Source organism: Bacillus sp. FJAT-26390, assembly GCF_001682865.1.
Lineage (GTDB): Bacteria > Bacillota > Bacilli > Paenibacillales > Paenibacillaceae > Pristimantibacillus.
Window position 1 is genome coordinate 419,460 of the sequence record NZ_MAQX01000022.1, and the last position, 19,518, is coordinate 438,977.

A 19,518-nucleotide genomic window follows, 5' to 3' on the forward strand; every position below is an offset into this window, starting at 1 on the left:
TGTGTCTAACACGCAATACAACTTCAAAGATTATATTCGGGTAATTCCAGATTTCCCGCAGCCAGGAATCCGTTTCAAAGATATTACAACGCTTCTGAAAGACGGCGGGGCTTACCGCGCTGCCATCGAAGAAATGCGCGTCGCTGTTAAGGACATGAAAATTGACATCATCGCTGGGCCGGAAGCGCGCGGATTTGTCGTTGGCGCTCCGCTGGCGCTAGCGCTTGGCGTAGGTTTTGCTCCAATCCGCAAAAGCGGCAAGCTTCCAGGCGAGACGATTACGGCTTCTTACGATTTGGAGTATGGCAATGATGTGCTTGCCATGCACAAAGATGCTATCACGCCAGGCCAACGCGTCTTGATTGCTGATGATTTGCTTGCAACAGGCGGCACGATTGCAACTTCCATTAATTTGATCCGCCAGCTTGGCGGCGAAGTGGTTGGAGCGGCATTTCTAATCGAGCTTTCGTATCTTACGGGCCGCGAGAAGCTTGACGGAATCGATGTCTTCTCCCTAATGACTTACTAATAAATGAAGCGGTGCAAACCGTCTCTAAATATGCCGCCTGTTCCCTCAATCGCGAGGGCAGGCGGTTTTATTTTATTACAGAAGCTCTCCGGTAGTTGACGCGGTGCCGCTATAACAGGCATAATATTATAAAAACTCGGAAAACGCATGAATGGGATCCGCCAGGAGTGTAAACAGAAAGGGACGTTTCATGGGCATTGAGCATTTACTCGAGAAGGCATCCGCCTATATGAAAGAGCAGGACCTTATACGCATCCAGGAAGCCTATGACTTTGCGGAACAAGCCCATCACGGTCAAGTGAGGAAATCGGGAGAGCCGTATATCCTGCACCCCGTAGCGGTTGCGGATATACTTGTTGATATGCAAATGGACGTGCTGTCGATTATTGCGGCATTGCTTCATGATGTCGTTGAGGATACGACAGTAGATTTGCAGACGGTTCGCGCGAAATTTGGCGAAACCTGTGCGATGCTGGTAGACGGTCTAACGAAGCTCGAAAAAATTCAATTTCGTTCCAAGGAAGAGCAGCAGAACGAAAATTACCGTAAAATGTTCGTCGCAATGGCTCAGGACATTCGCGTCATTCTCATTAAATTGGCAGATCGCCTGCACAATATGCGCACGCTCAAGTTTCAATCGGAGGAAGCGCAGCGGCGTATCGCCTACGAGACGCTGGAAATATTTTGCCCGATCGCGCATCGGCTTGGTATTTCGGCAATCAAGTGGGAAATGGAAGATATTGCGCTTCGTTATTTGAATCCGCAGCAATACTATCGCATCGCCAATTTGATGAAGAAGAAGCGTGCGGAACGCGAGCAATTTATCGATGATGTTATTTCCCGCATAACGGAGAAGCTTGATGAAATGGGCATTGAGGGTGATATTTCCGGACGCCCTAAGCATTTGTACAGCATTTACAAAAAAATGACCGACCGCAATAAACAATTTACCGAGATCTACGATCTGCTTGCGATTCGCATCATCGTCGATAACATCAAAGATTGTTATGCGACCCTCGGCATTATCCATACACTCTGGAAACCGATGCCAGGCCGCTTTAAGGACTATATCGCTATGCCTAAGGCGAATATGTATCAATCGCTGCATACGACGGTTGTTGGCCCTAATGGAGAGCCTACAGAGGTGCAGATTCGAACATGGGAAATGCACCGGACATCGGAGTACGGAATCGCGGCGCATTGGGCCTACAAAGAAGGGTCTCTTGTGCCAGGCGGCAACTTTGAGGATAAAATGTCCTGGTTCCGCGAAATATTGGAGCTTCAGCATGAAGCGCGCGATGCATCTGAATTTATGGAATCGCTCAAGATGGACTTTTTTGCCGATCTCGTATTTGTGTTCACGCCTAGCGGCGAAGTCATTGAGCTGCCTGCCGGCTCCGTGCCGCTTGATTTTGCGTACCGCATTCATACGGAAGTCGGCAACCGGACGATTGGCGCGAAGCTGAATGGGCGCATCGTACCGCTTGACCATAAACTAAAGACTGGCGATATTGTTGAAATTCTAACCTCTAAGCATTCGTACGGACCAAGCCAGGATTGGGTCAAAATCGCACAATCCTCGCATGCCCGCAGTAAAATCAGGCAGTGGTTCAAGAAGGAGCGGCGCGAGGAGAACGTTGCGAAGGGCAAGGATTTGCTTGAGCGCGAGCTGAAGCGTCTTGGCCTTGAGCCGTCTGCTTGGATGCAGGACGATAAGCTGCAGGAAGCTGCGGCGAAGTTCACTTTTAACGATATTGAGGATATGATGTCCGCGATCGGCTTTGGCGGCATTACGGCGGCGCAAATTTGTACGAAGCTGACTGAGAAGATGCGCAGGGAAGCGGAGCTCGCAAGCCAGCTTGAGCTGACGAGCGAAGTGAAGGAGATCAAGTCTCCGGGCAATCGCAAAACGAGACCTAACCAAGGCGTGACGGTTCGGGGAATCGACAACCTGCTTGTCAGGTTCGCGCGCTGCTGCAACCCCGTGCCGGGCGATTCGATAATCGGCTATATTACGCGCGGCCGCGGCGTCTCCGTCCACCGGATGGATTGCCAGAACATTCCGATCGGCGATCAAGGTGAAGAGGGCGAACGCGTCATAGAAGTCGAGTGGGAAGAATCCATCGAGGCTAATTACAGCGTGGATATCGAGATTACGGGCAGCGATCGCAGAGGGGTTCTGAACGAAGTGCTGCAGGCGGTATCAGAGAGCAAAACGAACATTTCAGCCGTTACCGGACGTACGGTTAAAAATAAAATGGCGCTTATTCATATGACGGTGCTTATCCGCAACATTGAGCATCTGAATGCCGTCGTGGAGAAAATAAAACGCGTTCAGGAGATCTATTCCGTTCAGCGTATTATGCAATAATCGTTTGGACCTTGCATGGACCGGGCGAAGCAAATATCGGAGGTTTAAGCGGTGAAGGTTGTTGTGCAGCGCAGCAAGCAGGCGAAGGTCGTCATTGAGGACGAGACTGTGGGCGCAATCGATTTTGGACTCGTTCTGCTGGTCGGTCTGACGCATGGGGACTCGGAAGCGGACGTCAAATGGATGGCGGACAAGGTTGCTAATCTTCGCATTTTCGAGGATGAATCGGGCAAAATGAATCATTCCGTTACAGACATCGGTGGACAGATTTTGTCTGTATCGCAATTTACGTTATATGGCGATTGCCGTAAAGGCAGGCGGCCGAACTTTATGGCGGCAGCAAGGCCGGAGCAAGCGGAGCAGCTTTACGATACCTTTAACGATACGCTTCGTTCGATGGGCCTTGTCGTTGCGACAGGCCGCTTCGGGGCGATGATGGATGTGGAGCTTGTTAACTCGGGCCCGGTGACATTAATTTTGGAGAGCGGCGCTTAAGAATCCGTTCGTGGGAAACAATAGACAGGAAGCATTGCTAAGAAGTGCTTGAACTTCTGGCGAGCAGATTGCCGTATTGGAGGAAAACCACGAATGCATCAATCACGCAAGGAGCAAGGCATCGAGAGAATCTCTCGGAGGCTGCTTCATCCGGACCGCAGAGAAGCTAAGGTGTTTGCAGAGCTAGAGGATGACATTGAAGCGGCTGAAGAATGGGCGGGTTTCCCGCAGCAGCCTCGCCGCGATAATTCGGGACTTTTATAGTTTGATTAGACGGCCGTCCGAGCATGCAGCAAGGGCGGCTTTCTGCGTTTTCTGTAAAAACGCTTTCGAAATTGTAATATTTCTGTAATCAATCTCTAACTTCTTTTTAACATCATTAACCTATACTAGAACTCGACCCCCTTTTTAAAAATATATTTTACTTTTGGACCTACAAACACGTTTTGTAGGTTTTTTTCTGTCCATTTGCAGTTGGGCTGCGGCCAGGTGAGATCGACCTTGACTTTAACCGCTGCCGAATGTAAAATTAATCTTCAGTATGACTAGCATGAACGGTTGGATTCATCCGAACAGGATGTGCTCGTTTAGCGGTTGAACATAACGATTCAAGGATGGGACAAAGTAATTCTACGCGCTATACCCAGAGAGGGATGCCACTTGGCTGCAAGCATCCTTATATCGGCAGAATGAACAGACTTCCCGGAGAACAGACGGTGAACGGCGGAGCGGAACAGGCAATTGCCTGTGACAGAAGCACAGTAGCTGGACTGCGGATGACGGACGTTACCCGTCTTGGAGCGGGCTGATGCATAGGATGCAGGCTCGGAATGTGGGTGGTACCACGGGAGATTCACTCTCGTCCCTTTTGGCGCAAGCTATGAGGAACGGGAGTTTTTTGCGTTTACCGAACTTTAGACGGTTTATTACGCGGGCAGGAGGGGTTATTCAATGGCATTTCAGAAAATGCCGGGCACGCAGGATATTTTGCCTGGCGCAGTAGAGAGATGGCAGTTTGTGGAGCAGAAAGCGCGGGAGATTTGCCAGCGTTACAACTTTCGCGAAATTCGTACGCCGATCTTTGAATCAACGGAGCTGTTCCAGCGCGGTGTAGGTGAAACAACCGATATCGTTGAGAAAGAGATGTATACCTTCACAGACCGCGGCAACCGCAGCTTAACGCTGCGCCCGGAAGGAACCGCAGGCGTTGTAAGGTCTTATGTGGAAAACAAGCTGTACGGCGAGCCAGACGTGTCTAAGCTGTATTACATCGGTCCGATGTTCCGTTATGAGCGGCCGCAGGCTGGTCGTTACCGCCAATTGCATCAATTTGGCGTAGAAGCACTCGGTTCTGTTGATCCGGCTATTGATGCAGAGGTTATCGCACTTGGTTATACCTTCTATACGGAGGTAGGGCTAAAGGGCGTGCGCGTTGAGATCAATTCAGTCGGCACGCCGGCAGTGCGCGCGGTATTCCGCGAGCGGTTGCTAGCTTTTCTTGAGCCGAAGCGCGAGCTTCTGTGCAAGGATTGCCAATCGCGCATGGATCGCAATCCGCTGCGCGTGCTTGACTGCAAGGTCGACCAGGAGCACTTTACAGATGCGCCATCGATTTTGGACAGCTTGGATGAGGAATGCCAGATTCATTTTGACAAAGTTAAAATGCATTTGAGCGACATGGGCATTCCTTATGAACTCAACCACAGGCTCGTTCGCGGACTCGACTACTATACCCATACGGCTTTTGAATACAAGGCTGAGGGTATCGGTACGATCGATACGGTCGGCGGCGGCGGCCGCTATAACGGGCTAGTCGCGGAAATCGGCGGACCCGATCAACCGGGTGTCGGCCTTGGACTCGGCCTTGAGAGAACGATCCTGCTGCTGCAGCACCAAGAAACGGAGCTGCCTATTTTCAACCAAGTCGACGTTTATGTCGTTGCGCTTGGCGAAGCGGCGGAGCGCGAGGTGACAAAGCTCGTTTACCAGCTCAGACAGCGCGGCATTCGCGCAGAACGCGATTATCTTGGCCGTAAGATGAAAGCGCAGATGAAGTCGGCAGATCGGCTTCAGGCGCGTTACACAGCTATACTCGGCGACGATGAGCTGGAGCGCGGCGAGATTTCACTCAAGGATATGGCCAAAGGCGAGCAGCGAGTCGTAGCATTAGATAAGCTTGCCGATGAAATTAGCGGTTAATCTTTACCTATATAACAATCTAACTAAATGAGGAGCATGATTATTATGTTGTTAAAAACACATCACTGCGGCCGCTTAACGAAAGCGGACGTTGGTCAAACTGTCATTCTAAACGGCTGGGTACAGCGTCGCCGCGACCTTGGGGGCGTACTATTTATCGATTTGCGCGACCGTTCGGGTATCGTTCAAACGGTATTCAACCCGGACTTCTCCGGCGATGCGCTGGCAATCGCTGACCGTGCCCGCAACGAGTTCGTTCTTGCGATTCAAGGCACAGTCGTAGAGCGCGATGCAGAAACGTACAACGCTAACCTTGCTACAGGTGAAATCGAAGTTCGCGTTACCAAAATCGAAGTGCTGAACGCGGCCAAAACGCCTCCATTCCCAATTGAAGACGGCGTAGAGGTAGATGAGTCGCTTCGTTTGAAATATCGTTACCTGGACCTGCGTCGTCCGGAAATGCAAAAAACATTGTTCCTTCGCTCGAAAGCGGCTAAGGTTTTCCGCGACTTCCTAGACGGAGAAGGCTTCATAGACGTAGAAACACCGATTCTTACCAAAAGCACGCCGGAAGGCGCGCGTGATTACTTGGTGCCGAGCCGCGTACACGAAGGCGAATTTTTTGCCTTGCCGCAATCGCCGCAAATTTTCAAGCAGCTTTTGATGGTTGGCGGTATCGAGCGTTACTACCAAATCGCACGCTGCTTCCGCGATGAGGATCTTCGTGCAGACCGTCAACCGGAATTCACGCAAGTCGACATCGAGACTTCCTTCCTATCGCAAGATCAATTGCTGGCGATGATGGAGGAGCTGACGGCTAAGCTTCTTAAAGAAACCGTTGGCGTAGAGCTTGAGCTTCCGTTCCAACGCATCACTTATGCAGATGCGATGAACAAATACGGCTCTGACAAACCGGATCTGCGTTTTGGCCTAGAGATTGAAGATATTACAGATATCGTGTCAAGCAGCGACGTGAAAGTATTCGCAAGCGTAGCAGCGGGCGGCGGCGTAGTTAAAGCGCTGAACGCTAAAGGCTGTGCGAGCTGGAGCCGCAAGGAGCTTGATGACCTGCAGCCATTCGCTGCACGCTACGGCGGCAAAGGCCTTGCATGGATTACGGTTAAGGATGGCGAATGGCGCGGTCCGATCGTAAAATTCCTTAAACCGGAAGAAATTGCCGCTCTTACAGAGCGCCTGCAAGTAGAAGACGGCGATTTGCTGACTTTCTCTGCGGATAAGAAAAAAGTGGTTGCAGACGTTCTTGGCAACCTTCGCTCGAAGCTGGGCAAAGATCTTGGCCTAATCGACGAATCGAAATTTAAATTTGCTTGGGTTGTTGATTTCCCGCTGCTCGGCTGGGATGAAGACGCGAAGCGTTATGTAGCCGAACATCACCCGTTCACGCGTCCGAATGAAGACGATCTGCATTTCTTCGATACGGACCCAGGACAAATCCGCGCGCAAGCGTACGATCTAGTATTGAACGGCTACGAGGTAGGCGGCGGTTCCATGCGTATCTACAAACGTGAAGTACAGGAGCAAATGTTCAAGGCGCTTGGTTTCAACAACGAAGAAGCGCAAGAGAAATTCGGCTTCCTGCTTGATGCATTCGAATACGGAACGCCTCCACATGGCGGTATTGCTTTCGGTTTCGACCGTCTGGTTATGCTTCTTACCGGCCGCACGAACCTGCGTGAGACGATTGCATTCCCGAAAACGGCAAGCGCGACCGATTTGCTTTGCGATGCGCCGTCCGAGGTCGAGCTCTCGCAGCTGGAGCAGCTTCATATCCGCACCGTGCTTAAACCGAAGCAACCGGTTGCCGCAGCAGCTGGAGCAGCACCTGCAACGGAAACCAACGAAAAATAAGCGATTTGCGCTAAGGAGGCGGCAGCCTGATGCTTCATCAATTTTCACGTACAGAGCTGGCGATTGGGCCAGAGGGGCTTGCGCTTATGAAGGGGAGCACGGTTGCCGTGCTCGGCATTGGCGGCGTTGGCGGCATAGCTGCTGAGGCGCTTGCGCGCACCGGCGTAGGCCGCATTATTCTCGTGGATAAAGACGTAGTAGATATTACGAACGTCAATCGCCAGATTCATGCGCTCACGACAACGGTTGGCCAGCCAAAAGCAGAGCTTATGCGCGACCGGATTAAGCTCATTAATCCCGAATGCGATGTCGTAGCCTTGCGGATGTTCTATACGGAGGAAACGTTTGAGCAGTTTTTTGAATATCCGCTCGACTATGTCGTAGATGCATCCGATACGATTTCGTACAAGATTCATTTGATCAAGCAATGCTTGGAACGCAAAATCCCGATCATCTCGAGCATGGGCGCAGCCAATAAGATGGACCCGACGAAGTTCCAAGTTGTTGACATTTCGAAGACGCACACCGATCCGCTGGCTCGTGTTATTCGCACGAAGCTTCGCAAGGAAGGCATCAAGCGCGGGGTTAAGGTCGTATTCTCGACCGAGACTCCGATGAAGCCTCGTGAGGATGTCACGAAAAAAATCGTTCCCGCGAATGCGCCTGAGATTCGCAAGGCTAAGCAGCCGCCGGCAAGCAACGCGTTTGTTCCGCCTGTTGCCGGTCTAATCATGGTCAGTGTCGTCGTAAACGATTTGCTTGTTGCAGGCGGAGTCGAGCTGTGAATGAAGCGCTCGCCAAAAAGCTGAGGTTATCGCCCGAGATGAAGGCGCTTGTGCTTAAAGCGCCTTCTGATCATTACTTGGCCGAGCTTGGATTAACGACGGAAGATACGGTTTTGGAGCCGGAAGCACAATATGATTTTGTCTTGTTATTCGTCGTCAGTTTGGCCGAGCTGGCGGAGCATGCGCCTGAAGCGATCCGTGCGGTTAAGCCGGGTGGATTGCTGTGGATCACGTATCCGAAGGGCTCGTCCAAAATAAAGACGGATATAAACCGCGATACGGGCTGGAAGCTGATGCTGACGTTCCATGTGGAAGGTGTCGCAATGATTGCGATGGACGATACATGGTCTTCGATGCGTTATCGACCGGCTGGTGCTGGAAAGGGCGGCACCAGCCGCCGTCCATCTTCAGCAGCCTTGGCTGCCGGAGCTGGTCAGCGTACGACCGCTTCCCAAGGTGAAGAGCTTCCTATGCCGGAGGATCTTTCCGCTGCGTTACAAGCATCGGATGCGGCTGAGCAATTTTTTAATGGCGGTCTGACTGCAGCGAAGAGGCGTGACTTCATAAAGTGGATTACCGATGCGAAGCGCGAGGAAACGCGTGCGAACCGGGTAGCCGCGACGGTTGATAAGCTTGCGAGAGGTTTAAAATCTCCATTCGATAAATAAAGAACAAAATGCGGCCGTATTACAGAAAGAGCTTATATGCTTTTTCAGTGATACGGCTATTTTGCGCTGTCTATACCGTAGCTGCATATGCCCATGTCTGGCGAACAAATGTGCTTGTATGCTATGATCGATGTAACAGATGGCAGAAGGTTGGGAAGCGAAAATGGATTTATTCTCTTATCAGCAGGAAGCTGAAATGCCGCGCGCAAGGCTGCTTGCAGACCGTATGCGGCCTCAGACGCTTGACGAATATATTGGACAAGAGCATATCGTAGGGACGGGCAAGCTGCTGCGCAGAGCAATCGAAGGCGACCAAGTATCGTCTATTTTGCTATACGGCCCTCCAGGGTGCGGGAAGACAACGCTAGCGCATATTATCTCGCTGCGGACGGCAGGCGAGTTCGTGAAGCTGAACGCCGTTGACGCTTCGGTTAAGGATGTCCGCGAGGTCATTGATCAGGCTCGCACGAATAAAGCGATGTACGGCAAAAAAACGATTCTTTTTTTAGATGAGGTACACCGCTTCAATACAGCAAGGCAGGACGCTTTGCTGCCGGCTGTCGAGCAGGGCATTATTATCTTTATCGGGGCGACAACCGAAAATCCGTTTCATCATGTGAATGGCGCCTTGCTGTCTCGCTCGACGTTATTTCAATTGGAGCCGCTGGTCGAGGCGCATGCGTATGAAGCTATGCAAAGAGCGTTGTCCGACCGGGAGCGGGGGCTCGGCTTTATGGATTTGCGTGCGGATGAGGATGCGCTGCACCATATTGCCGCTATGGCAGGCGGCGATATTCGCCGCGCGCTCAACGCGCTTGAGCTGGCTGCGGTCACGACGCCATCGGAGCAGGACGGTTCCGTACACTTGACGCTTGAGGTAGCGCAGGAGTCGATTCGCAAGCCGTCGATACGCGCCGATCTGTCGACGCAATATGATGTGCTTTCGGCCTTTCACAAGAGCGTGCGGGGATCAAGCGACGCGGCGCTGTTCTGGTTTTTGTACGCGGTCGAGAAGCTGGGGATGGATCCGATGACCTTTATTCGCAGGCTGATCGTCGCTTGCAGCGAAGACATCGGGCTCGCGAATCCGCAAGCGATGATTCAAGCGGTAACCGCGATGGACGCCTATCATAAGATTGGCTGGCCGGAGGCGAAGTACAACATCTCGCAGGCGATTTTATTTGCGGTGGAGAGCCCTAAATCAAACGCAACGGCAATCGCGATCGGCAATGCGGAGGCGGCGATTGAGCGGGCGGGCGGTGCTGAGGTGCCGCTTCATCTGCGTGATACGCATTACAAGGGAGCGCAGCAGCTTGGGCATGAGGGTTATAAATATCCGCATGATTATCCGAATCATTATGTAGCGCAGCAATATTTGCCTGAGAGGCTTGGCGGGATGACCTTTTATAAGGCAACGGAACAAGGGATGGAAGATAAAATCAAGCAAAACCAGCAAAAGCGCAAGGGCAAATAATGGGATGGAGACTCTTCTTTAACTGGAAACTCCCTTTCTAAATTCCGCCTTTTTATTTGTTGATCTAACGTACACGCAGATGTAAAAAAGAGACTTTCTTAGACGTCAAACGTCTAGGAAAGTCTCTTCTCTCTTACCACTTAAGCAATTGAAAACATAAGGCCGAAATAACCGAATACGGCTGTCAAAATACCCATCAAGAAAGCGGGGATAAGCTTATTCGTGCGGTACATCCAAATGAGTCCGCCTGCCATAATCAAAGCTGCGGCTAGCATGAGGACGCTCTCGAAATGCAGCGTAAATTTCACAGCGATATCGGGGCTAAAGCTGCCCTTGTATATCGAGGTGAATAACGGTGACGGAGAGACGGTTTGAAGCGTCTCTTTCACTTTATGCGGCGGCGTTTGCTGGCCTAGCACGCCCGTTGCAGCAAGCACGAGCAGCGCGATAATGCTTTCCGCTTTTAGCCAGCGCTTTGGATTGAAATTCGCATTGTTTTTGGCTAATTTTTTGTAAACGAAGCCGTTTGTATAAGAAAATAGCAGCAAAGGCACAATCAATAGATGCTTGATCAGAAGCATTTGCCCGTAAGGCAGCATCCAAGCGTTCACATACTCGGGAGTCGTGAACGACATGAGAACAATGCCCGCTAGAAGCGTAACGAGCACGCAAATGATCGCAACCGGCGAAAACCAACGCAGAAACGCATCCCAATTCGCATTATCCTTGGCAAACCAGCTCGTTACGAATAATATGCCGATCCATACGCTTACGGCTAGGAAGTGGGCAGAATGGGTGACTAAACCCCTAAATCCGTAGAGCGATGAAGCATGGCTTGCATAACCTAACCAAACGATCAGCAAAAACGTAACGAACAACGCAACCTTAGACATATGCTTGTCGCCCCGAAACGCCTTGAGCCCCAGCAGAAACGCAAGCCCGATTGAGCCGATCGTCGTCCACACCCAAGCCTTCCCGGTATTGATATCAAGCAGAATGCTTTTGAGAATCGAGCTGTATGTCATGTCAAAATCTTTGGCAAAAACAAGCGCGAGCTTATGGATAGGCACATAAGACAAGATCGGGATGGCTATGACACATGCGAGCAGCAAGCCGTTCGGTACCTGTATGGAGGGCTTCTTGCCCTCCGGCACAAGCCGAAGCAGCAAGCCTCCCGTTAAGATAGCGAAGCAAACATATAGAAGGCCTTCGCTGATATAAATCATTATTTGCGCCTCCGCATGAGCAATACGAGCGCAGCTACAACTATAATCGCGCCGATGATGATAGCAGGCGTGTAGTTGGTGCCATCATTGCTCTTTGTTGTATCGCCTGCATTAGATGGATTGTTTGCATCCGCAGTGGCTTCTGGCGAAGGGGTCGGCGAAGCTGTCTCAGCCGGAGCTTCGGTCGTCGCTTCCGGCTCAGCCGTAGGCTCTTCCGTAACGGCAGGCGCTTCCACCGTAAAAGCATAATCGCCTTCGACAGAGTGGCCGTCTGCGCCGATGATCGTCCATTTTACCGTGTAGATGCCATTTGGCAGCACGGCCGGGAGAGTGCCGCTCATCGTCATGCCGCCGACTTCGACTTTGTCTTTTTCCATTTCCTCGCCCGCGGCATTCAGTACTTTAAAATTACTAAGCTTCTCGATCTTTGTGTTAAAAGTCAGCTCCACGCGCTCCGGAGAGACGTTTACCGTCGCATCCTTCCCGGGCACAGCGGTTTCTAGTTTGGAATGGGCAAGCGCAACACCCGGAACAAGCCATAGAGCTGCCAGACATATAAGCAAAATCCTTTTCATTTGTAATCCTCCTAAAATATTTTTAGTGACTAATCTGCTGCATAAGCTGTTAGCATTATAACAGATACGGCGAAACGTTAGCTTCACATTAAATGAGCATTTCGTAACGGCTTTATGAACATTTGTTGAAGACCGAACGAATGGGCGCTTAAAAAACGCGAGCAAAGACTGCAAATCCGCGTATAAAGGCTAGCCTTAGGCGAATACACTTAATTACAGCCTTGAGAGAGGCTTACCCTTGCGGTTTGACCGTTTGACGCGGCGGCTTGGCATCTAGGAGAGCACTTACATCACACAAAGATCGCCGTATCTTTGTTCCAAAGGGAGGTGTACCTGTCATCGCACCGCAGCAGCTCATCGTGCGAAGGACAGGATATCGTTGAATGGACCCATTACCGACTAGTTTGTCCCTGGCGCTTATTATGCTTCTCGTATTTTTGAACGGTTTTTTTGTGGCGGCCGAGTTTGCGATGGTGAAGGTGAGAGGGAGCCGGATCGATACGCTTGCCTCCGAGGGACGCGCACGGGCGAAATATGCTTCTCATTTGACAGGCAATCTCGATGCTTATCTGTCCGCCTGCCAGCTTGGCATTACGCTTGCTTCGCTGGGGCTCGGGTGGATTGGGGAGCCTGCCATCGCTAGAGTGATTGAGCCGTTATTTGGCTATGTCGGCATACGCAACGAGGTATTTATTCATACATTCTCCTTTATCCTCGCCTTTTCCTTCATCACGGTGCTTCATATCGTTTTAGGGGAGTTGGCGCCTAAGACGGTTGCAATCCGCAAAGCGGAACAGATCACGCTATTAACGGCTGCCCCGCTTATCTACTTTTACAAAATCATGTACCCGTTCATTTGGGTGCTTAACGGAATGGCCAACCGGCTTCTAAGGCGAATCGGGATCGAACCGGCAACCGAGAAGGACGCTGCGCATACCGAGGACGAGATTCGAATCCTGATGAAGGAAAGCCACAAAAACGGACTCATTGACAATACGGAGCTTACGCTCGTAGATAATATTTTCGATTTTACGGAAACGAATGCACGTGAAATTATGATTCCCCGCACGGAGATGATTTGCCTAAATACGAGCCATAGCCTTACGGATAACAAAAAGCTTGCACTCGAGCAAATGCTGACGCGATATCCGGTATGCGAGAATGATAAGGATAACATTATCGGCTTCGTCCATATTAAAGATTTGCTTAAGGATACGGCTCATAGCCTGCAAGACATAAAACAAATTACGAGGCCGATCACGACCGTGCCCGAGTCCATGCAAATTAGCACGCTGCTGAAGCTGATGCAAAAGCGAAAGTCCCAAATCGCTATTTTGATCGATGAGTATGGCGGCACCTCAGGTTTAGTCACGTTAGAGGACATCATGGAGGAAATCGTAGGCGAAATCCAAGACGAATTTGACGAGGAGCGCGAGCATCTTGAAAAAAGGGATGACGGTACCTATTCGGTCAGCGGCCTCATGCTTATTGAAGAGGTGAACAGCTTTTTCGGCCTTGATATCGATACGGATGATTACGACACGATCGGCGGCTGGATCTACTCGAAAATTGATATCCCTCCAGTCAAGAATCAACGGGTAGAGTATGCCGGCGAGTTCGAGTTCATGATCGAGGAGACGGACCATCTGCGGATATCGCGGCTTCTTATCCGTAAGATTGGCAAGCGAGCGGAGGGGCAAAACGGTCAATATTTTGGCTAAAAGCAAAAAAACAAGGCTGCCCCATCGCAATGTAATTATGCGTCAAGGCAGCCTTGCCTATTGTCACTCTTATGCTTGCTTAGCAAGCGCTGATGCGGCGTCAATCTTTTGGACGGTTTCAATCGTACCGCCGGCAAGACATTGGCTGCCGTCATACAGGACGACCGCTTGTCCAGGCGTAATCGCTTTTTGCGGCTTATCGAACACGATATGTGCGGTGCCATCCTCGCGGTACGTCACGGTAACGCCTTGATCGGGCTGACGGTAGCGGAATTTGGCCGTGCAGCGGATTGTGCCGGCTTCGGTTACCGGCACGATCCAGTTCATGCCGCTTGCCATAAGGCTCTCGGAGTAGAGGCTAGGATGCTGCTCGCCCTGTACAACGTACAAAATGTTGCTCTCCAGATCCTTGTCGGCTACGAACCATGGCTCGCCGGAGCCAGATCCGCCGATGCCGAGTCCTTGGCGCTGGCCAAGCGTGTAATACATGAGGCCATCGTGGCGGCCCTTTTTCTCGCCGGTTTGAATATCGATCATATCGCCTGCTTGCGCCGGCAAATAACCGCTGAGGAACGTCTTAAAATTGCGCTCTCCGATAAAGCATACGCCGGTGCTGTCTTTTTTCTTAGCCGTATAAAGGCCTGCTTCCTCAGCGATGCGGCGCACCTCCGGCTTCGGAAGGTGACCGATCGGGAACATCGCTTTCGCCAGCTGCTTCTGGTTAAGGGAGCTAAGGAAATAGGTTTGGTCCTTATTGGAGTCAATTCCGCGCAGCAGCTTCGTCACGCCGTCTTCCGTACGCTCCACCTGCGCGTAATGTCCTGTTGCCAAATAATCGGCACCAAGCTCCAAGGCACGCTGCAGGAAGTCGCCAAACTTGATTTCGCGATTGCACATGACGTCTGGGTTAGGCGTGCGCCCGCGCTTGTATTCATCCAGAAAATAAGTGAATACCTTATCAAAATATTGCCGTTCAAAATTAACGGTATAGTAGGGTATACCGATTTGTTCACATACGCGGCGAACGTCTTCTGAATCCTCTTCCGCCGTGCAATGACCGAATTCATCGGTATCGTCCCAGTTTTTCATAAAGATGCCGACAACGTCATAGCCTTGCTGCTTTAGCAGCAGCGCTGTGACGGAGGAATCGACGCCGCCCGACATGCCGACGACCACTCTTGTCGAAGCTTTTGGTTTTTCCATCGTGAACACCACCTTGCTCTAATCAAACATGTACTATTGTAACATAGGCTGAAAACTTTTTCATGAAGATGTCAACCTTTTTTCACACGTTGCTCGCTTGATATGTTAACATATAAGGGAACTGGGAATACAGAGATATAAGCGCAAGTCGATCAGACACATTCATAACCAACCATAAAACAAATAAAAGAGGTGCCACTTTGAAAATATCGACGAAAGGCCGTTATGGCTTAACAATTATGATGGAGCTTGCGGCTAAATTTGGTGAAGGCCCGACTTCGCTCAAGAGCATTGCTGAGAGAAATCAGCTTTCCGAGCACTATTTGGAGCAGCTAGTAGCACCTTTGCGTAATGCAGGACTTGTGAAAAGCATACGAGGCGCTTATGGCGGCTATATTTTATCCAAAGATCCAGAGACGATTACTTCAGGGGATATCATCCGCATACTCGAGGGGCCAATCTCGCCTGTTGATTTTACCGAAGAGGATGATCCGGCAAAACGTCAATTGTGGCTGCGCATTCGCGACAGCATTGCAGAGGTGCTCGATTCAACAACGCTTGCTGATCTGATCAACTTTGAAGATGAAGGCAAGCCTGACAGCTATATGTTCTATATTTAGAAGGAAGCGGAGGAAGGGCGGCTGCGATTTTTTCGCCCTTTCCATACTGCTCAAAATAGCCCTTTGTCTATAGTCCTCCGATTTATATCAACATCGCCCACTGAAATGGACCCTTCATCCAAAACCTATCCCCTTGCGGATGCACTTGCTTCTTACCTTACGCTACTTTTTCAGTCTCATAGTCAGGCATAGTTAAGCGCTGGAGCCTAGGGGATCATTATTTTGATCAAGCCCTTTATTCAGTTTCGGCATGTACCTTAACCCAACGTTGATGCGTATGAAAAGTCGTTGTGCTATACTCTTGTACATGAAAACACATACTTGTTCAGTATTTAAAGGAAGATGACCTATGAAAATACATTATTTTGATCATGCCGCCACTACCCCTATGCATCCAAGCGTTGCAAGCACGATGCTTGAGCTCATGCAGGGACCTGGAGGCAATTCATCGAGCATGCACGCTCTTGGACGAGCTGCGAAGCAGCAGCTTAACCGTGCGCGCGACTCCATTGCTGCTGCCCTTGGCTGCAAGCCGGGAGAGCTATTGTTCACATCAGGCGGAACCGAAAGCGACAACGCTGCTTTGATCGGCGCTGCAAGAGCGCAGCGCAAGCGGGGCAAATCGCATATTATAACTTCAGCTGGCGAGCATCACGCCGTTCTGCATACCTGCGAATGGCTGGCTAAGGAAGAAGGCTTCACCTTGACGGTGCTTCCATTAGATAACAGCGGCCGTACTTCGCCTGAGCTCGTGCAAGCGGCGATTACGCCGGAAACGGGACTCATCAGCATTATGCACGGCAATAATGAGGTGGGCACCTTGCAGCCTATCGAAGAAATCGGGCAAATCGCGAAGGCGAGCGGCGCGATTTTTCATGTTGATGCCGTTCAAGCATTAAGCTCGATCAATTATCGGTTAAATGAGCTGCCCGTCGATTTGATGAGCTTCTCCGCACACAAAATCAATGGACCGCAGGGTGTCGGCGCGCTGTATGTGGCAAACGGAACGCTTCTTGAAGCCATCCAGCATGGCGGATCCCAAGAGAGAAAACGCCGTGCAGGCACGGAAAATATCGCCGGCATTGCCGGATTTGCGGCAGCTGTTGACATTTGTGTGAACGAGAGGGAAAATAAGCAACCTTTTATGGACAAGCTTCGTAAGAGATGGATAGAACTGCTGCAAGCTCATGTTGAAGTGCCAATCGTTATAAATGGCAACGAGCAGCACTATTTGCCGCATATCGTCAATGTCAGCTTTATCGGGGTCGATACGGAAACGATGCTGATGAATTTGGATATGGAGGGAATCGCTGCAGCAAGCGGATCAGCTTGTACTTCCGGCGCGCTTGAGCGATCGCATGTTCTGCGGGCTATGCAACTGCCTGAGGATCAAATTCATTCCGCTGTAAGATTTAGCTTCGGTTTGGGGAATACTTTGGAGGAATTAGAAGATGCCGCACAAAAAGTTGGAACAATCGTGAGGCGTATTCGTAATAACTACTAGGAGGACTCCGACTAAGCGTGATTAAACTTCAACAGCTTATAGGGCTTCCCGTCATCGTAATCCATTCCGGCAAGCTGGTCGGCACCGTCAAGGATGCTTGGTTCGATGAGCATTGGGAGTTGAAGGGGCTAATCCTCGATTGTGCCAAGTGGTTTGCTTCATCTGTAAAAGTAGTGGAGTGGTCTCAAGTATTATCCTGTGGAGATGACACCGTTATTATTTCAAGTGAAGCAGCGATCACGCGGATGAAGTCGAAGCAATTGCTGCGTTCTTTTTACACAGGATTAGTGAAATTGAAGGATTTGCCCGTCGTTACTGTGCAAGGATTACAGCTTGGCCGTGTATCGGATGTTTATTTTTACCCAAAACAGGGTACACAAATAGTAGGCTACGAGCTTACGGACGGTTTTGTTTCGGATCTGATGGAAGGGCGCAAATGGCTGAAGGTGCCGAGTGATCCGGATAGCGTATTGCTCGGGGAAGACGCGATTATTGTTCCTGCTGTCAGTGAAGCGGAATTGGAGCCTGTCGCAGCTTCCAATTTCAGAGGATAGGGAGAAATGAAATATGATGAGATGTCCGAATTGTAATTCGAAAGATATCGGAAAAATAGGTTCCCACCAGTTTTATTGCTGGGGGTGCTTCATTGAACTGACGGTTAACGGCGACAAAATGTCGGTTTACCAAGTGGAAGAGGATGGCACGTTAAGCTCGCTCGACGACTTGTTCTTTGAAGAAGAGATACCGCAAATTCACGTCAACTGATGTGTTTGGCCATAAATAGGAATACAAGAAGACGGTCATTGGCCGTCTTTTTTTGCTGTTCAAGGATGATTTTCACCCCATGTACATATACTGAATTAGTTCCGCTTGTCCTGCTTAATACAGGCTGGAATAAGAAGGTTCGGGGGTGAGGACGGTGGAGCGTTTTACTAAGAGCCGTCTGTTTGTATGGCTTATCTATTTGATATTAGGCTTAATCGCTATTTATCTATTGCTGCTTATTAAGCCGCTTATCGTGAGCGTGTATATTTTTTTAAAAGCCGTGCTTGCGCCGTTTATTATCGCGATGATCATTTCCTATGTGCTCAATCCGATCGTTACGATGCTGCATGACCGGAAGGTGCCCCGAACGATAGCGGTGCTGCTGATTTACGCTGTTTTTTGCGCGGTCATTACGGTGCTGCTCGTTAATTTGATACCGATGTTCATTGAACAGGTGCAGGAGCTGAACCACCATGTGCCGGAATTGTCGATGCGTGCCCAAAACATCGTTACGGACATCAACAATACGTCCTTTTTGCCGGAGAGCATTCGGGGAGGGCTTAACAAGTCGCTTGTCCATATCGAGAAAAAGCTGTCGGAAACCTTGTTTAATTTTGTGAACAATATCGGATCGATGGTCAATGCGCTGTTTATTGCGTTCATCATTCCGTTTCTCGCTTTCTATATATTGAAGGACTTCGACGTATTTGAACGAACGGTCATCACGTATGTCCCGAAATCGCATCGCAAAAACACGGTCCGGCTGCTAAAAGATATCGATACCGCGCTTGGCAGCTACATACGGGGTCAATTCCTGGTTTGCGTCATAGTGGGGGTGCTTGCGTACCTCGGTTATATGGTTATCGGAATGCCCTATGCCTTGCTGCTGGCGAGCATCGTTGCGATAACGAATGTCATTCCTTATTTAGGCCCGTTTTTTGGAGCTGCTCCCGCTCTGCTGATGGCCTCAACCGTTTCGCTCAAAATGGTTATTCTCGTGGCGATTATCAACACGTTATGCCAAATTCTCGAGGGGAATGTCATCTCACCGCAGGTAGTTGGCCGAACTCTCCATATGCACCCCTTGTCGATTATTTTTGCGCTGCTCGTCGGAGGCGAAATTGCGGGCATCGTTGGCATGATTTTAGCCGTTCCTATATTTGCGGCCTGCAAGGTGATCATTCAGCATATGTTTGCTTATTATGTACGCAGAAAGATTATTTGACAGGCGGAAAGCGTGTGGCTATAATTTTAAAATAATCGTGTCAATCATATAGGAATAAAGCGTTGACGAAATGAAGTAAGCCAATGCCCGTTAGCCAGAGAGAAAGCTTCTTCGCTAGTGCTTCAAGATGAAGCGTTAAGCGATGGTTGAGAGAGCTTTTATGACGAAGAGTGGCCGAAAGCTCTTTTCGGAGTGTGAATGAACTTCACCGGTTGGACCCGTTAATGTCTAATGAAGGCGATTGTTTATGCTGCTTGCAGCTGAGCAATAACCAGGGTGGTACCGCGAA

The 19,518-nt window shown here is 50.2% G+C and carries 19 protein-coding genes; 16 read left to right on the forward strand and 3 right to left on the reverse strand.

What is annotated here, in order from left to right:
* The first annotated feature begins 1 nt into the window (after position 1).
* From A7975_RS19040 to A7975_RS19075, 10 genes are all read left to right on the forward strand, one after another.
* Entirely contained in the window at positions 2-529 is a 528-nt protein-coding gene (locus A7975_RS19040; RefSeq protein WP_065386138.1) for an adenine phosphoribosyltransferase, read from the forward strand.
* Between the two features lie 190 nt (positions 530-719).
* Entirely contained in the window at positions 720-2,900 is a 2,181-nt protein-coding gene (locus A7975_RS19045) for a RelA/SpoT family protein (protein ID WP_053374824.1), read from the forward strand.
* Positions 2,901-2,951: 51 nt separating this feature from the next.
* Positions 2,952-3,395, forward strand: coding sequence for a D-aminoacyl-tRNA deacylase (gene dtd / locus A7975_RS19050; protein WP_065386139.1), 444 nt, complete (start codon positions 2,952-2,954; stop codon positions 3,393-3,395).
* Positions 3,396-3,488: 93 nt separating this feature from the next.
* A complete protein-coding gene (locus tag A7975_RS34255; RefSeq protein WP_176707764.1) occupies positions 3,489-3,659 on the forward strand; it encodes a hypothetical protein in 171 nt (56 codons plus the stop codon).
* 350 nt (positions 3,660-4,009) lie between these two features.
* Positions 4,010-4,204: a hypothetical protein gene (locus A7975_RS33740; protein ID WP_141680357.1), complete on the forward strand. Its 195-nt coding sequence runs from the start codon at positions 4,010-4,012 to the stop codon at positions 4,202-4,204.
* 142 nt (positions 4,205-4,346) lie between these two features.
* Positions 4,347-5,594 (forward strand): histidine--tRNA ligase, encoded by a 1,248-nt coding sequence (gene hisS / locus A7975_RS19055; RefSeq protein ID WP_053374826.1) that lies wholly within the window; start codon positions 4,347-4,349, stop codon positions 5,592-5,594.
* Positions 5,595-5,639: 45 nt separating this feature from the next.
* Entirely contained in the window at positions 5,640-7,463 is a 1,824-nt protein-coding gene (gene aspS / locus A7975_RS19060; protein WP_065386140.1) for an aspartate--tRNA ligase, read from the forward strand.
* Positions 7,464-7,492: 29 nt separating this feature from the next.
* Positions 7,493-8,248 carry a tRNA threonylcarbamoyladenosine dehydratase gene (locus A7975_RS19065; RefSeq protein WP_053374828.1) on the forward strand — a complete coding sequence of 252 codons (756 nt, stop codon included), beginning with the start codon at positions 7,493-7,495 and terminating at the stop codon, positions 8,246-8,248.
* Positions 8,245-8,916, forward strand: coding sequence for a YdeI/OmpD-associated family protein (locus A7975_RS19070; RefSeq protein WP_065386141.1), 672 nt, complete (start codon positions 8,245-8,247; stop codon positions 8,914-8,916). The genes A7975_RS19065 and A7975_RS19070 overlap by 4 nt, the downstream gene beginning before the upstream one ends.
* Before the next feature lie 163 nt (positions 8,917-9,079).
* A complete protein-coding gene (locus A7975_RS19075) occupies positions 9,080-10,390 on the forward strand; it encodes a replication-associated recombination protein A (RefSeq protein WP_065386142.1) in 1,311 nt (436 codons plus the stop codon).
* 140 nt (positions 10,391-10,530) lie between these two features.
* On the opposite strand, the gene A7975_RS19080 is transcribed toward A7975_RS19075, so the two are convergent.
* The gene (locus tag A7975_RS19080) at positions 10,531-11,616 is read right to left on the reverse strand and encodes a copper resistance D family protein (RefSeq protein WP_065386143.1); all 1,086 of its coding nucleotides are present in this window, start codon (positions 11,614-11,616) and stop codon (positions 10,531-10,533) included.
* Positions 11,616-12,191 carry a copper resistance CopC family protein gene (locus A7975_RS19085; protein ID WP_065386144.1) on the reverse strand — a complete coding sequence of 192 codons (576 nt, stop codon included), beginning with the start codon at positions 12,189-12,191 and terminating at the stop codon, positions 11,616-11,618. Before A7975_RS19085 ends, A7975_RS19080 begins: the two co-directional genes overlap by 1 nt.
* Positions 12,192-12,574: 383 nt before the next feature.
* Between A7975_RS19085 and A7975_RS19090 the strand changes: the two genes are divergently transcribed.
* Positions 12,575-13,912, forward strand: coding sequence for a hemolysin family protein (locus A7975_RS19090; RefSeq protein ID WP_065386145.1), 1,338 nt, complete (start codon positions 12,575-12,577; stop codon positions 13,910-13,912).
* A 69-nt stretch (positions 13,913-13,981) separates the two neighbouring features.
* On the opposite strand, the gene mnmA is transcribed toward A7975_RS19090, so the two are convergent.
* Positions 13,982-15,115 (reverse strand): tRNA 2-thiouridine(34) synthase MnmA, encoded by a 1,134-nt coding sequence (gene mnmA / locus A7975_RS19095; protein ID WP_065386146.1) that lies wholly within the window; start codon positions 15,113-15,115, stop codon positions 13,982-13,984.
* Between the two features lie 200 nt (positions 15,116-15,315).
* On the opposite strand from mnmA, the gene cymR reads away from it, so the two are divergent.
* The 5 genes from cymR to A7975_RS19120 all read left to right on the forward strand — a co-directional run bounded on the left by cymR (position 15,316) and on the right by A7975_RS19120 (position 19,229).
* On the forward strand, positions 15,316-15,735 hold the full coding sequence (gene cymR / locus A7975_RS19100; protein ID WP_053374835.1) for a cysteine metabolism transcriptional regulator CymR: 420 nt from the start codon (positions 15,316-15,318) through the stop codon (positions 15,733-15,735).
* Positions 15,736-16,084: 349 nt separating this feature from the next.
* Positions 16,085-17,239 carry a cysteine desulfurase family protein gene (locus tag A7975_RS19105; protein ID WP_065386147.1) on the forward strand — a complete coding sequence of 385 codons (1,155 nt, stop codon included), beginning with the start codon at positions 16,085-16,087 and terminating at the stop codon, positions 17,237-17,239.
* A 17-nt stretch (positions 17,240-17,256) separates the two neighbouring features.
* Positions 17,257-17,793: a PRC-barrel domain-containing protein gene (locus A7975_RS19110; protein WP_053374837.1), complete on the forward strand. Its 537-nt coding sequence runs from the start codon at positions 17,257-17,259 to the stop codon at positions 17,791-17,793.
* 13 nt (positions 17,794-17,806) lie between these two features.
* Positions 17,807-18,004 carry a hypothetical protein gene (locus A7975_RS19115; protein ID WP_053374838.1) on the forward strand — a complete coding sequence of 66 codons (198 nt, stop codon included), beginning with the start codon at positions 17,807-17,809 and terminating at the stop codon, positions 18,002-18,004.
* Positions 18,005-18,158: 154 nt separating this feature from the next.
* Entirely contained in the window at positions 18,159-19,229 is a 1,071-nt protein-coding gene (locus tag A7975_RS19120; protein WP_053377681.1) for an AI-2E family transporter, read from the forward strand.
* The last annotated feature ends 289 nt before the right edge of the window (positions 19,230-19,518 follow it).